The sequence below is a fragment of the Brevibacterium spongiae genome (assembly GCF_026168515.1).
GTDB classification, from domain to species: domain Bacteria; phylum Actinomycetota; class Actinomycetes; order Actinomycetales; family Brevibacteriaceae; genus Brevibacterium; species Brevibacterium spongiae.
Window position 1 is genome coordinate 3069594 of record NZ_CP093443.1, and the last position, 13349, is coordinate 3082942.

At 64.7% G+C, this 13349-nt stretch carries 12 protein-coding genes; 2 read left to right on the forward strand and 10 right to left on the reverse strand.

What is annotated here, in order from left to right; genetic code table 11:
* Positions 1-97: 97 nt before the first annotated feature.
* On the forward strand, positions 98-991 hold the full coding sequence (locus tag L1F31_RS13830; protein ID WP_265417854.1) for a DUF3800 domain-containing protein: 894 nt from the start codon (positions 98-100) through the stop codon (positions 989-991).
* Positions 992-1002: 11 nt separating this feature from the next.
* On the opposite strand, the gene L1F31_RS13835 is transcribed toward L1F31_RS13830, so the two are convergent.
* Positions 1003-1467: a winged helix-turn-helix transcriptional regulator gene (locus tag L1F31_RS13835; RefSeq protein WP_265417855.1), complete on the reverse strand. Its 465-nt coding sequence runs from the start codon at positions 1465-1467 to the stop codon at positions 1003-1005.
* 114 nt (positions 1468-1581) lie between these two features.
* Here L1F31_RS13835 and L1F31_RS13840 point away from each other — a divergent pair, with 114 nt between their 5' ends.
* Complete coding sequence (locus L1F31_RS13840) at positions 1582-2091, forward strand: SRPBCC family protein (protein WP_265417856.1); 510 nt, start codon at positions 1582-1584, stop codon at positions 2089-2091.
* 61 nt (positions 2092-2152) lie between these two features.
* Here the strand turns inward: L1F31_RS13840 and L1F31_RS13845 are convergent, their stop codons facing one another.
* The 9 genes from L1F31_RS13845 to L1F31_RS13885 form a co-directional block, all read right to left on the reverse strand.
* A complete protein-coding gene (locus tag L1F31_RS13845) occupies positions 2153-3364 on the reverse strand; it encodes a sugar ABC transporter permease (RefSeq protein ID WP_265417857.1) in 1212 nt (403 codons plus the stop codon).
* Complete coding sequence (locus tag L1F31_RS13850) at positions 3361-4185, reverse strand: ATP-binding cassette domain-containing protein (RefSeq protein WP_265417858.1); 825 nt, start codon at positions 4183-4185, stop codon at positions 3361-3363. Before L1F31_RS13850 ends, L1F31_RS13845 begins: the two co-directional genes overlap by 4 nt.
* A 94-nt stretch (positions 4186-4279) precedes the next feature.
* A complete protein-coding gene (locus tag L1F31_RS13855) occupies positions 4280-5374 on the reverse strand; it encodes a substrate-binding domain-containing protein (protein WP_265417859.1) in 1095 nt (364 codons plus the stop codon).
* A gap of 70 nt (positions 5375-5444) precedes the next feature.
* Positions 5445-6506 (reverse strand): LacI family DNA-binding transcriptional regulator, encoded by a 1062-nt coding sequence (locus L1F31_RS13860; RefSeq protein WP_265417860.1) that lies wholly within the window; start codon positions 6504-6506, stop codon positions 5445-5447.
* A 149-nt stretch (positions 6507-6655) separates the two neighbouring features.
* Positions 6656-7003, reverse strand: a complete 348-nt coding sequence (locus tag L1F31_RS13865) for a TfoX/Sxy family protein (protein ID WP_265417861.1) — start codon at positions 7001-7003, stop codon at positions 6656-6658.
* A gap of 15 nt (positions 7004-7018) precedes the next feature.
* Positions 7019-7378 carry a nuclear transport factor 2 family protein gene (locus L1F31_RS13870; protein WP_265417862.1) on the reverse strand — a complete coding sequence of 120 codons (360 nt, stop codon included), beginning with the start codon at positions 7376-7378 and terminating at the stop codon, positions 7019-7021.
* A gap of 191 nt (positions 7379-7569) precedes the next feature.
* Complete coding sequence (locus L1F31_RS13875) at positions 7570-10143, reverse strand: GNAT family N-acetyltransferase (RefSeq protein ID WP_265417863.1); 2574 nt, start codon at positions 10141-10143, stop codon at positions 7570-7572.
* Positions 10140-11681 carry a lysine N(6)-hydroxylase/L-ornithine N(5)-oxygenase family protein gene (locus L1F31_RS13880; protein ID WP_265417864.1) on the reverse strand — a complete coding sequence of 514 codons (1542 nt, stop codon included), beginning with the start codon at positions 11679-11681 and terminating at the stop codon, positions 10140-10142. The genes L1F31_RS13875 and L1F31_RS13880 overlap by 4 nt, the downstream gene beginning before the upstream one ends.
* Positions 11678-13306 carry a pyridoxal phosphate-dependent decarboxylase family protein gene (locus L1F31_RS13885; protein WP_346732466.1) on the reverse strand — a complete coding sequence of 543 codons (1629 nt, stop codon included), beginning with the start codon at positions 13304-13306 and terminating at the stop codon, positions 11678-11680. The genes L1F31_RS13880 and L1F31_RS13885 overlap by 4 nt, the downstream gene beginning before the upstream one ends.
* Positions 13307-13349 lie beyond the last annotated feature (43 nt).

Sequence of the window (13349 nt, forward strand, 5' to 3'; positions counted from 1 at the left end):
GGAGGTCACCTCCTAGAGCGCCAAGTCGCAAGCCCACGTCTCAGACGTGGGTTTTTGCGTTGGGCCTCGTGTCAGAGACGCTGGGTAGAGTTCGACCATGTTGCTCGCCTATATCGATGAGATCGGTGAACCTGGCCCTTACGTTGCAAAAGACCACCCAAAGTTCAACACAAACCCGGTCTTCGGCTACGCAGGCTTCGTCATCCCCGAAAACTCGGCTCGAAGATTCGGGCAGATCTTCACTGCAGAGAAGCGACGTGTCTTTGCCAGCGAACTGCGGGGCATAGACAACCCGGGCCGCTGGGAGCGCAAGGGATCAGATATCTTCACTCCAGACGCTTGGCGAAGCTACGGTGAGCAGATCCGTGTCTTTCGCGGGCTGATCAACAGGCTCGCAGAACTGAGTGGACGAGTCTTCTTCTATGCCGAACAGAAGGAAGTCGGCACCAGGAAGCAAGTGCGGCTCTCCGATGAGCAACGCGAAGCTTCAGCTATGCGAGAGTCGGTCAATCGTCTCTGTCGTCACGCTGACAATTGCGGCGAAAATCTACTGATGCTGATGGACCAGATCAATGAGAAGCAACGGGCTGCAAGAGTAGCGACGATATACGCACACATATTCTCGCGTTCCCAAGAGTTTAGGGAAATGAATGCTGCCATTGAGCCGCCCATGCACATTGACAGCGCTCTCAGCTCCAATATTCAGTTTGCCGATTGGATTGCAGCCGCCGTCAGCCGAGCGATCGACTACCAACTCGAACGCGAGTCAAAGTACAGCTGGATACCTCAAGCCCTGAGCAATCACATGCACCATCGCATCACCTATGAATCCAAGCTTCGCCTTTGGCAGAGCTCGCTCAATGATCTCAACAACTTTGACATCTTTAAGTCCGAGCGCCCAGTCCAAGAGAAAACGGGCTCTGGAGGCATGAGTCCCGAGGACCTCGCGAAGCTCGAAAAGATCAAGCACGCGACGATGAAGAGAAGATAGTCATCCCACCCCTAGTCGGCCCGGTGCGCCCACTTCTCGTCCGGCATTCCGGGACCCTTCGACGCCGTGACCACCTCAGGGACGCGATCACAGGCGGTGCACTCGAGCCCCGAATGCACCTCGCCGTCGCAGTCGTCGTGGCGGTAGATGATCGGACGACCACCCGGCGCCTCCCACCGATCGCCCCAGTCGGTGAAGGCGACGAGCACTCCACGCAGGTCGCGCCCCTTGTCGGTGAGGTGGTATTCGGCTCCCCCGGAGGCCGATTCCCTGGTCATGATTCCCGAGGCGACGAGACTCTCGAGCCTGGTCGTCAGCACATTGGTCGCCACCCCCAGGCGCTTCTGGAAGTCTCCGAACCGCGTGACTCCCGCGAACAGTGCATTGCGGATGATGAGCAGACTCCATCTCTCGCCGACGATCTCCAGAGATCGCGCGATGGAGCACACTTCGTTGTCATATGTTCTGCCCAGCATGGAAACGATTCTACCCTTTTACTTGCATGATGAAAGTGGCCGTGAGACTATCGTGTCACCGACTTGCATGAAGCAAGTTGAAAGAATGGCAGACAACGGCAAAGGAGCCTCGCCATGTCCACGACCGAACCCACTGCTCGACCCGACACAACTCAACAGCCTGATTTCACCTTCACCTACGAGGTGCCGCAGTCACCGAACGAGGTCTTCGACGCGGTGACGAATGTGCGCGGATGGTGGTCTCAGCGCATCGACGGGGCGACCGACCGCCTCGGCGAGTTCGTCTATACGGTTCCGCAGATCCACACCACCCGCGCCGAGATCATCGAACTGATCCCCGGGGAACGCGTTGTCTGGAGAATCCTCGACAATCGGTTCGGAGCATCTCCCGACCAAGTCGACGAATGGGCGGGGACGACCGTGCGCTTCGACATCGCGCCGACCACCGCAGGGACTCGGCTGACCTTCACTCACGTGGGGCTCACCTCGGCGCTGGATTGCTATGACGGCTGCGCGGAGGGGTGGACGGTCAACGCCCACGACAGCCTGCACCGACTCATCACGACGGGGAAGGGAAACCCGATCACCCCTGAGGTCGAAGCCGATCTGCTCGCTGCCGGCTGACCGATTCCCACCTCACCTATCCTCGGCGGCCCCACCGCCACCTGGCTTGCCTCCGGCTGACCTACCCGCGCCCGACGTACCTCTGCCCGCGGCGGCTGAGTGCGTCGATGACCACAGCAGTGAGCAGCACGAGAGCCGTGATGATCTGCTGAGCATCAGAGTTGAAGCCGATGAGGTAGAGGCCATTGTTGATTGCGCCGACGACCAGCGCACCGAGCACGGCCGCCCACGCTGTTCCGCGACCGCCGAAGAGCGAGGTGCCGCCGATGACGGCCGCGGCGATCGCGTTGAGCAGGTCCTGGGTGCTCACCAGCGTCGATCCCGCGTTCGTCGTCACACCGGTCTTGATGAAGCCGAACAGCGCAGCGAGCACCCCGGCGGCCATGAATACGCTGATGCGCACCCAGGTCACCCGGATGCCGGCACGCCTGGCGGCTTCGACCTTGCCGCCGACCGCGTAGATCGACCGACCGTAGCGGGTCTTGCGCAGCACCAGGTCGATGACGATGGCGATGACCATCATAAGGAAGAACGGCATCGCCAGACCGAAGTCCTGGTTGACGAGGATGAGGAACCCGAACACGATCGCGGCCAAGAGCACGATGCGCACGATCACCGAGGTCCAGCTCGGCGATGACAGACCCTCACGGTGACGACGCAGCTTCGAGTAGATGATGCCGGCGCCGAAGCCGATGACCGCGATCGCTCCGAAGACATAGGCCCAGATGGCCGGGAAATAGTAGCTCGCGAAGTCGAAGGCGAACGTGTCCGACATCGACAGGTTCTTCTGCGTGCCCAAGGTCGTCAGCGTCAGGCCGGTGAAGGCGAGCAGGCCGGCCAAGGTGACGACGAAGGCGGGTATGCCGACGACGGCGAAGAACCAGCCCTGGATCGCACCGACGACGAGGCCGAGCAGCAGCATGATGACCAGCGCAATCAACGGAGGCACACCCTGCCGGACGACGAGCACACCGAGCAGCGAGGCGGCCAGGCCACCCAATTGCGCGAGCGAGAGGTCGATCTCACCGAGCAGCAGGATGAGGTTGATGCCCAGTGCCAGGATCGCGAGGAACGCGACCTGGGTGGAGAGGTTGACGAGGTTGGCAGGTGAGATGAAGTTGCTGTCAGCGGTCTGGAAGACGATGACGATGACGACGAGGGCGAGGATGACCGGGAACGACCCGAGCTGGCCCTCTTTGACGCGGCGGATGAACGTAGCGACGATGCCTTCGGAAGAGATCCGTTCGTCGGTGATGAAGGAATTGCGAGTCATCGGCGTTCACCCCTTCGTGCCGCGCGCTTCGTCACGACGTTGTCGCTGGCTCCGGTGATCGCGGCGACGAGCACATCGGTGCGTTCGTCGCCGGGGAAGTCGCCGGCGTCCTTGCCCAGGCGCAGCACGTGCACCCGGTCGCACACGGCCTGCACGTCGGCCATGTTGTGGCTGACGAGCAGCACCCCGAGATCGCGTTCCTTGAGCCTCTCGATGAGGTTGAGCACCTCGGCCGTCTGGGCCACGCCGAGGGCAGCCGTCGGCTCGTCGAGCATGACCAGCGAGGGTTCGCCGAGGAGGGACCGGGCGATCGCGACTGTCTGACGTTGCCCGCCGGACAGAGCTGCGATCGGTACGCGCACGCTCGGGATCTTTGCCGACAGGCTGCGCAGCAGCTCCCAGGATTTGGCTTCCATGGCCACCTCGTCGAGGACTCCCCCACGCGTCTTCTCGTGTCCGAGGAAGAGGTTGGCGACGACATCGAGGTTCTCACACAGTGAGAGGTCCTGGAACACCGTGGCCACTCCGGCCTTCTGTGCGTCCTTCGGCGAAGAGAATCTCTGCGCCGTGCCGTTCATGATGAGTTCGCCTTCATCAGCGGAGTGGACTCCGGCGATGACCTTGATGAGGGTCGATTTGCCGGCGCCGTTGTCGCCGACGAGTCCGACGACTTCACCGCGGCCGACGGTGAGATGGATGTCGGTCAGGGCTTGGACGGCGCCGAACCGTTTGTTGATTCCGCGCAGTTCGAGCACGGTGTCGCTGCCGCTTCCCGGCTCTCGCGCTGCGGCGGGAGCCGGTTCAGGTTTCTCAGGTGTCATCTGTTCCTACTTGTCGCTGTCGATGACCTCGGTGGCCGGCGACCGATGAGGCCGCCGGCACGAGGTCGGTCATTGCGTGTCACTGCAGCGCTGGCTACTTCACGCCCGCTTTGTCGCAGAGCTTCTTCACGCTTCCCGAACAGATGTCCTCGGCCTTGATCTGGTCGCCGACGATGTCCTTGATGTTGTCCTTGGTCACGACCTTGGCCTCGACGAAGTCAGTCGGGGTGTCTTTGTAGGTCGTTCCTGCATCGACTTCTTCGCCCGCGGCCAGAGCGACTGCGGCCTTGGCTGCGAATTCGGCCTGCGGTGGGATGGACTTGTAGATCGTGGCGAACTGGTCGCCCTTGAGGATGTTCTGCAGTCCGTCGACTTCGGCGTCCTGACCGGTCACGACGGGGTCGACCTTGGCCTTCTTCGTCGCGGCGATGACTCCGCCGGCGGTGCCGTCGTTGGCCGAATAGATCGCGATCGGCTTCTCACCCTTGCCCTGCAGCTGACCTTCGACCCACTGGCGGGCGTCGTCAGGGTTCCAGTCGAGGGTGTCGTGGCTGGCTGCGATGTCGACGCCTGCGCCCTTGAGCGTCTCCTCTGCGCCGGCCTTGAAGTCAGCGGCGTTCGGGTCCTTCGGATCGCCATTGACCATCCACACCGGGCCCGACTTCGGGTCGACGTTCTCCGCCTTGAGCCCGTCGAGGACGGCCTGGCCCTGCAGGTTGCCGATCTTCTTGTTGTCGAACGAGGTGTAGTAGTCGGCGCCTTCGAAGAAGCGGTCGTAGGCGATGACCGGGATCTTCTTCGCTTCGGCCTTCGACAGCGCCGAGGCAACCGCGGAGGCATCGACCGGGTCGAGCACGATGGCGTCGACCCCTTCGGTCACTGCGGCTTCGAATTGCTGCTGCTGTTGGGTCGCGTCCTGGTTGGCGTTGCGGTATTCGACCTTCGCGTCGGGGTTGGCCTCGGCGACGTATTTCTCGAAGTTCGGCTTGTCGAGCGACTCGTACCGGGTGGTCTTCGACTCGGGCAGAAGCAGCGCGATGGTGACGTCCCCGTCGCCGCCGGAACCGCTGTCGGCTTCGTCGTTGCCCTGACCCTTCTGATTGCCACAGCCGCTGAGCGCGAGTGCGCCGATCGCGACCGAGGCACCGAAGAGGGCCAGCTTCCTGTGGGACTTAAGGTTGTGCCTCATTGTGAACCTTTCAATCATTCTGACAACGTTGTCAGGCTGTTGAATATGATTCGCTGATCGGACCCCGGTGTCAACTGTTTCGCGGCAGATTTCTTCGCCGCAGCTCGGGACTCTCCTCCCCGCTGCCGCGTGGGATGACGCGGACAGGAAAGACATCTTGTCCCTGATCGGCACCCCCACCGAGGCGGCCCGGCCGTTCCCGCGCATCGTCCTGGAGTCGCCGGACCGCCTCGGCGGCCATGGTTTCGACATCACGGTCGACGACGGTGACGTCGAGGAGTTCCGCGGTGGGGAAATCGTCGATGCCGACCAGTGCCGGCCAATCGTCGAGGCGGCGGCAGGCGTCGATGGCGCCTTGGGTGAGCGTGGCCGAGAGCGTGATGAGCGCGCTCGGGGCGCTGCGGGAGCCGAGCCAGGCGGCGACGACGTTCTTCGCGCTCGCTTCGTCGTGGGCGTCTTCGCGCATATAGGCCCGCCAGCCGACATCGTGGCGGCCGGCGAATGCGGATTGGATGCCCTCGAGTCGGCGGGTGGTGATGATCGAGGTCGAATGGTCGCCGACGACGCCGAGGGCGATGTGCCCGTGGTCGAGCAGCTGCCGAGCGGCACGGTACCCGGCGTCGACATCGTCGCCGGTGACGATGCTGATCCCGTCCCCGCTGACCGCAGGGTCAAAGGACACGACTCTCACGCCCGAGGTCGATGCGGCGCGGGTGTAGATGTGGGCCGTGTCGGGTTGGGAGCGGACGACGATGATTCCGGACAGATCGTTGGCGAGGCATTCGTCGAGGAAGGCCTCTTCGCGGTCGGGATCGTCGGCGGTCACCGTCACCACCGGCCGCAGGTCGACGGTCGAGAGTTCGGCTTCGAGGGCGGACAGGACCCGCACCTGGTACGGGTCGTCGGCGCTGGAGAGGACGACGCCGATATAGGGCGAGCGCCCGCCGGCGCGCAGTCTCCGGGCCGTGGGGTTGAGGCGGAATCCGAGTTCCGCGGCAGCGTCTTCGACTTTCTCCGCGGTGGAGGCAGCGACGTGCTTCTCTCCGTTGAGGACCCGGGAGGCGGTCTTGATGCTCACTCCGGCGCGCGCAGCGACCGTGGCCAGCGTCGGCCGATCGTTCTGCTTCGCCATGACTGCACCTTTGAGTCTGTGAACCGGTCAGGGCCGCCGCGCGGAATCACGCAGGCGGCCGTTGGAATGATACTAACCGGTGGTGCGTTGAACGGTTCGCATGGGCGACGCCGGTTATTTGGGAACCGGCGCGATGATGGGCAGCGACGTCAGTCCCGCCGCTCCGTCACTTCCCGGTTGAAGTCCATGGCGGTCTCGATCCACGATGACAGAGCCTCGTCATCGGTGATCGCCTCGGCGCTCACGTCGATCCATCCGGGTCCCATGCCACGCCCGGTTCCCATCTCGGCCTGGGCGGCACCTTCTCGTGTGAGCAGCTCGTCGTGCCGGTCGGCATCGACGCGCACCAAAAGGTCACCGTTCTTCCCTGCGCTGACGATCATCTTCTCGTTGACCATCACCGCTCTGCCGCCGAACATCGAGACTTCTCTGGCGTTCGCCTCGTCGGTGATGAGTGCACGGATCCGCTCGATGAGCGCAGTCTGTTCAGATGTCATCTGCTGGCCCGCCGGTCAGCTCTGCGCGGGTGGGACATAGGAGAGCCGGTCGAAGATGAGGACACTGTCGGTGATGAGTCCGTCGGCGACGGTGAAGAGTTCGGCCGCTGGTGCCTTCGACGTCGCCGCGGTCTGCGGGTAGTAGAAGAGCGCGACGCTCTGCCCGTCGACCAATTCTGCGATGTCGGCGATTCCGGTCAGCTGCGGCGCGAATCCGGCTATGAACTGTCGGTAAGCGTCCTTGCCCTCAAGGTCCTGGCCGGGTGCGCGGCAGGTGATGCCATCAGCGACAAAATCCATTGCCGTATCGATTCGCCCGCTCGTCCAGGCCTGGTGGTATCTCTGCACAATGTCGTACGCGGTTTCATCGGCCATGAGTTCCTCCTTGAGTCATGCCGTGAGTGCCCCGAGAGTGGGGCCGTGCCGTCGCACAAGTGAGTCCCGGCACCACTGTGCATAGTACTCGCCGAGGCCAGAATATCTTCCTCGCCGAGGTGGGACTCCGTATCGGAGTCCCACCTCGGCGAGGAAGATATTCGACCTTCGCAGCCCACAGACCGCTCAGATCACCGAGCCACGGGGTTCGGCATGGTGCCCGCGTAGAGCAGGGATTCGGCCTGGTTGCCGATGTCGACCATCTGCTTCGTATTCTTCAGCTGCAGGCGGTTGAGGCACGAATGAGCGAAGCGTTCGGCGCGCAGATCGACGTCGCCGTTCACCCCACGAGCATGCTCCGGGTGCTCGGCTTCGTACTCGTCGAGCACCTCGGCGACGACCGTCCAGAACCGCTCGGCCGGCAGCAGACCGTCGGCGTCGAGGATGCCCGAGAGGTGCCGCAGGACCCCGTCGAACATGTCGGTGAACACCGACAGCGCCTTCTCCTCCCCCGACACCACGGCACGGATGCGCTCGACGTCGGCGGGCAGTTCGCGGTGGCCGAGCACAGCGACCTCTTCGCCGATGTCCTTCATGAACGCCCCGACCACAGAGCTGCCATCGAGGACGAGGATGAGGTTCTCCCCATGCGGCATGAACACGAGGTCGTGGGCGAGCAGGGCATGGACGAGCGGGTGCAGATACGCGCGCAGGTAGCTGCGCACCCAGTCGGCGGGCTTCTCGCCGGAGGCCCGGATGAGCTCCCCGGCGAAGGAGACGCCCTCGTGGTCGCGGTGCAGCAGAGCTGCCATCGTGATGAGCTTCTGTCCTGGGGCGATCTGGTCGACAGGGTTCTCACGCCACAGGGAGGCGAGCATCTTCCGATGCGGGTTCGTCTCCTTCGTCCGGTGGTAGACATCGCCCGTGTACCCGAGCGCCGCACGTTCTCTCAGCACCCGGAATCCAGCCTTCGCGAAGGTGTCGTCGGAGGCGATGAGGTGTGCGACCCAGTCGTTGATGGCCGGGGTGTCTCGCATGTACTTCGGCGACAGACCGCGCAGGAAGCCCATGTTCTGCACCGCGAGCGCGACCTTGACGTACGGGGCACCGGTCCGCGAATGGTTGAAGAAGGTGCGCAGGGACTGCTGCGCCTGGTGCTTGTCGAGTCCCTCCCCGAGCGGGAGCAGATCCCCGCGGGCGATGTCCGCGGCGAAGGTGATCGCCAGCCGATGATCGGCCTGCCAGGGGTGGATCGGCATGAGATGGAAATCCGCCGGATCCTGGCCCGCCGCCCGGATACGGGAGCCGAAGAGGTCCCGCTCGGCGCGACTGAGCGCCTCACCGAGATGGGCCTCCTCGTCGAGTCCCTCGCCTAAGGAGAGGCGGCTGCGTTCGCGTCTGACCGCCACCCATTCGATGCTATTGAGTTCCCCGTTCTCCGGTGCCCACGTCCGGAAGTCGCTGAGCCCGAAGCCGATGCGGCCGTTGTTCGCGAGGAATCCGGGATGCCCCTCGGTCATGGCCGCCTCGGTGGCCTGGAAGCCTGCGTCGACGAGGGCGCGCGAGGTCGGCCTGCGCCCGGCCCGACCGTCCTCGAGTTTGAACGCGGCCCCGGCCAGGGTCGAGGCGAGCTCCTCGAGATAGGTGGAGATGAGATCCTCGGGGATGGCCAGATCGTCCTGGAGTTCGACGACGAGTTCCTGCACGTCGAGCGGAACCTCGACCTCACCGCGCAGGCGGGTGATGCTCGCTTCGTCGATGACCCAATGCTCGAGCGGCAGCACCCGTGCAGTGAACGTGTAGCGCGTGGCACCAGCGATGGTCAGGTCCCACGCGTTTTCATCCTGGCACTTCACCGGAGTGATGAGTCGTTCGTGGGCGAACTCGGACAGCGCCTTCGCGACGAGGTGGCGCTGGACGACGCTGAACCCATCGGCATTGAGGTGGGCATACTCGCCCGGCGGCACTGCAACGGCCAAATCCCGGCGTGATTCGACGGTGCCGCACTCTTCGAGCGGCTCAGCACTGCCGCTCACCTCGTGCGGCTCAACACTGCCACCGGCAAGTGGCGACAGCGCGCTTCCGGCGAAGTCGGCACGCGAGCACACGCTCACCAGCGCCTGCTTCTCGATCTCGCCCATCATGATCGTGGCCTCACGAACGGGTGTGAAGCCGGCGGCTCGGTTCTTCTCGAGGATCCCATCGTTCCGGGCATCGGGTTCGACGACGACACGTTCGCCTCCGCGTCCGCCCTGGTCAGACGGACTGAGACAGAAGTCGATGACCTCGGCCATGATGCGATCGGTCAGCCCGTGCACGGCCGGCCCGGCCGGGGGCGCGACGAGCAGATGCATCCCGATATCTCCTGTTCCGGTGGCCAGGACGTTCTGCGGGATGAGAGTCGCAGGCACGTAGGTTTCGACGTAGAAGCAGTCGCGGCCGTCGACGGAGCCGACCCAGCCGGCGTCGTCCGCGGAGTCGCGGATTCCTTCGAGGTAGGTTCTGGCTCCGGCCTCGTCGAGCTTGGTCATCATCCAGTAGTGGGCGCGCGGGTGGGTGAGCCATGCGTGGATCTGAGCGACGTCTCGGTCGACGTCGAGCGGTCGGATGGTCACCCTCGCCGAGGCAGCTGTGAGCTTCACGGCCCCGTTCTCTTTCGGATGGGCACCGGTGGACTTGTCAGCCTCGCCGGGTGCGTCAGGCTCGTTGATACCGGTCGTGTCGATGGTGGCGGCGGTCGGGTCGGTTTTGAGTTCGGTGGTCATGCGTGTGACATCTCCTTGGAGTCGTCGAGTGCGAAGGCGGCGGAATCGGCCCGGGAGTCGGATTCGATCGGTTCATCGTCTGCAGCGTCGACAGCTGCGGTCGGGCCCACAGCCGACAGCGCGGAAGCATCCGATTCGTCGGCGGGCACCCCGAAGGTCTGGAAGGCGATGCGGTTCTCGATCGGATAGGGTTCACGGCCGGTGACCGCGGCCAGCACCACCGAGGCCCGCCATGGGCCGAAGCCGAGATCGGGTGCGGTGACTCCGTGGGTGTGCTCTTCGCCGTTGAGGACGTGGATCGTGCCCTCGTCGTTGATCGTGTAGTGGCGGCTGACGTCGAGGCGACCGTGCGAATCCAGGCACACCTCTCCCCCGAGCGGTGCGAGGAAGTCCGGGACCTGCGACTTGTATCCGGTGGCTGCCACGACGGAACCGGAACGCCGGGTGAAGGTCTGATCAAGTGATGTGTTGCGGAATCCGAGCAGGTATTCGCCGCTGATCGGGTCGATCTCGGCGGTTTCGAGTTCGGCTTCGGAGATGAGGTTCGTCAGCAGTTGACGCCCGCCGCGGCTGAGCCGGTAGAGGGTGTCGTGGATGTCGTCGACGAGGTCGCCCGAGATGCCCTTGTACAGGGTCCGCTGCTCACGACCGACGCGTTCGCGCAGCTCATCGGGCATGGCACGGAAGTGGTCGGTGTATTCCGGGGAGGTCATCTCGAGGGTGAGCTTCGTGTACTCCATCGGGAAGAACCTCGGCGAGCGGGTCACCCAGTCCAGCCGCACTCCGCGGTCTTCGGCGTCCTCGATGAGGTCGCGGTAGATCTCTGCGGCGGACTGGCCGCTGCCGATGATCGTCACCGCCCCGGAGTCGAGCAGCGCCTCCCGGTTCTCGAGGTAGTCGGCCGTGTGGATGAGCGGCCCGGCCCCGGCCGACCCGATCAACCCAGCCCCCGTCTGGCCGACCGATCCGGCAGCCCCGGCCGTGCCCGCCGCACCAGCACCGCCATCCTCTCCCCCGAGCCCCTGCAGAGCGGGCGGCAGCACCGGCTGGGTGCCCACCCCGAGCACGAGATGCCGGGCGCGGTAGGTCTCGGTGGCCACCACGGAACCGGACGGATCGACCACCTCGGCGAGGGCTGAAAACACACCATCTTCCCTGGTCACGGACACGACGCGGCGGTTCCACCGCAGGCAGTCCAGCTGGGCGGCGACCCACCGGCAGTATTCGTCGAATTCGGCGCGCAGGGGGTAGAAGGATTCGCGGATGTAGAAGGGGTAGAGGCGCTTGCATTCCTTGAGGAAGTTGAGGAACGAATAGGGCGAGGTGGGGTCGGCCATGGTGACGAGGTCGGCGAGGAACGGCACCTGGATGGTCGAACCTTCGATCATCATGCCCGGGTGCCAGCGGAATTCGAGTCGTTGGTCGACGAAGACCGCGTCGACATCGTCAAGCGGTTCCGACAGGGCTGCGAGGCCGAGCCCGAAGGGGCCGATGCCGACGCCGAGGAGGTCGTGGACGTGCGTGGACGGTGCGCTCATGCTGCGCCTCCTTCGGTCATGGCGGGCACGGGTTCGGCAGTCGCGGACGTACCGAGCTCGCCCTCGTTTTCGAGGGTTCGGCCGGCGAGGATTCCGTGGCCGGTGGCGCGGACGAGGTCGAGCACCGCCGTGATGTCGTCGATGCTGGTGTCGGGGTTGAGCAGCGTGAGTTTGAGCCACGGAGTGCCGTCGATGGTGGTGCGGGCGACGGCGGCGCGGCCGGACCGGAAGAGCACCCGGCGGATGAGTGGGACGAGTTCGTCGCAGGTCTGCGCATCAGCGATCGCCGGGGTGAAGCGGAAGAGCACGGTGGACAGATCCGAGGTGCCGAGGACCTCGAAGTCGCCCTGGTCGTCGAGCAGCTGCCGAACGTCGGCGGCGAGGTCGCAGACGGTGTCGATCATCGTCCCAATCTCGCTCGCACCGCGGGCGCGCAACGTCGTCCAGAGTTTGAGTGCATCGAAGCGCCGGGTGGTCTGCAGGGACTTGTCGACCTGGTTGGGTTCGGCGTCGTCGTCCTGCGCTTCGGCTTCGGGGTTGAGGTAGTCGTGGTGGTGGATCGTCGGGCCGAAGAGGCTCCCGTCCCTGATCAGCAGGGCCGAGGACGATACCGGCTGGAAGAACGTCTTATGGAAATCGATGGTCACCGAGGTGGCCCTGCCGATTCCGTTGAGCAGGTGGGCTCGGCGCGGGGCCCAGAGCAGACCCCCACCGTAGGCGGCGTCGACGTGGAGCCAGACGCCGACCGATTCGCAGACCTCGGCGATGGCCTCAAGAGGGTCGATGACGCCGAGGTCGGTGGTTCCGGCGGTGGCGACGACGGCCATCGGGATCTGATCGTTCGCGTCGATGGCGAGCAGGCTCGCCTTGAGCGCTTCGGCGTCCATGCGGCCGGTGACGTCGGTCGGGACGGTCACGACCGCCTCGGCGTCGAGGCCGAGGAGGAACGCTGCGCGGGACACGGAGAAGTGAGCCTGATCGGTGGCGAGGATCCGCATCCGGGACAGCAGGTCCGGTCGGGCCGGTCGGGTAGGGCCGCCTCGGTGGGTGGTGTCGACCAGCCCGGCGACCACGTTCTCCCGCGCCAGGAACAGTGCTTGGAGGTTCGACTGGGTGCCTCCGGAGGTGAAGATTCCGTCCCCTCCGGTGAAGCCGAGGTGACCGCAGGTCCAGTCGATGAGGCGGCGCTCCATGAGGGTCGCGACCTCGGATTGGTCGTAGGTGTCGACCGAAGTGTTGATGGCCGCGAGCATCGCTTCGGCGGCGACGGCCGGCACTGCGACCGGGCAGTTGAGGTGGGCAACGTAGCTGGGGTGGTGGAACCACACTGCGTTGTCGGCATAGAGAGCGTCGACTTCGCGCAGCGCCTCGGCGTTGCCGACGCCGGTGGTGTCGAGGTCGACCGAGTCGACCGCGGCCTGAAGACCGGACCGGTCCTTCGCCGAGGCGGTTCTGGCGGTGGTGCGGAATCGGTCGCCGAGCGAGTCGACGACGTCGTGCATGAGTGCCGAGTACTCGTCCGCGCTGTGAGCACCGAGGAGTGCGTCGGTGTGGGGATGGGTGAGGGTGCGAAGGGGTGCTGCGGTGGGTGTCGCTTCGGACTCGGAAAGCAGAGAAGTCGTCACTGTGAGGTTTCCTCCTTCGATGAACGAACCGCGGAGCGCAGCT

What these genes read in the sequence shown, in the direction of transcription:
- L1F31_RS13830 (WP_265417854.1), top strand. Translation starts at nt 98, where the DNA reads ATGTTGCTCGCCTATATCGATGAGATCGGTGAACCTGGCCCTTACGTT.
- L1F31_RS13835 (WP_265417855.1), bottom strand. Translation starts at nt 1,467, where the DNA reads ATGCTGGGCAGAACATATGACAACGAAGTGTGCTCCATCGCGCGATCT.
- L1F31_RS13840 (WP_265417856.1), top strand. Translation starts at nt 1,582, where the DNA reads ATGTCCACGACCGAACCCACTGCTCGACCCGACACAACTCAACAGCCT.
- L1F31_RS13845 (WP_265417857.1), bottom strand. Translation starts at nt 3,364, where the DNA reads ATGACTCGCAATTCCTTCATCACCGACGAACGGATCTCTTCCGAAGGC.
- L1F31_RS13850 (WP_265417858.1), bottom strand. Translation starts at nt 4,185, where the DNA reads ATGACACCTGAGAAACCTGAACCGGCTCCCGCCGCAGCGCGAGAGCCG.
- L1F31_RS13855 (WP_265417859.1), bottom strand. Translation starts at nt 5,374, where the DNA reads ATGAGGCACAACCTTAAGTCCCACAGGAAGCTGGCCCTCTTCGGTGCC.
- L1F31_RS13860 (WP_265417860.1), bottom strand. Translation starts at nt 6,506, where the DNA reads ATGGCGAAGCAGAACGATCGGCCGACGCTGGCCACGGTCGCTGCGCGC.
- L1F31_RS13865 (WP_265417861.1), bottom strand. Translation starts at nt 7,003, where the DNA reads ATGACATCTGAACAGACTGCGCTCATCGAGCGGATCCGTGCACTCATC.
- L1F31_RS13870 (WP_265417862.1), bottom strand. Translation starts at nt 7,378, where the DNA reads ATGGCCGATGAAACCGCGTACGACATTGTGCAGAGATACCACCAGGCC.
- L1F31_RS13875 (WP_265417863.1), bottom strand. Translation starts at nt 10,143, where the DNA reads ATGACCACCGAACTCAAAACCGACCCGACCGCCGCCACCATCGACACG.
- L1F31_RS13880 (WP_265417864.1), bottom strand. Translation starts at nt 11,681, where the DNA reads ATGAGCGCACCGTCCACGCACGTCCACGACCTCCTCGGCGTCGGCATC.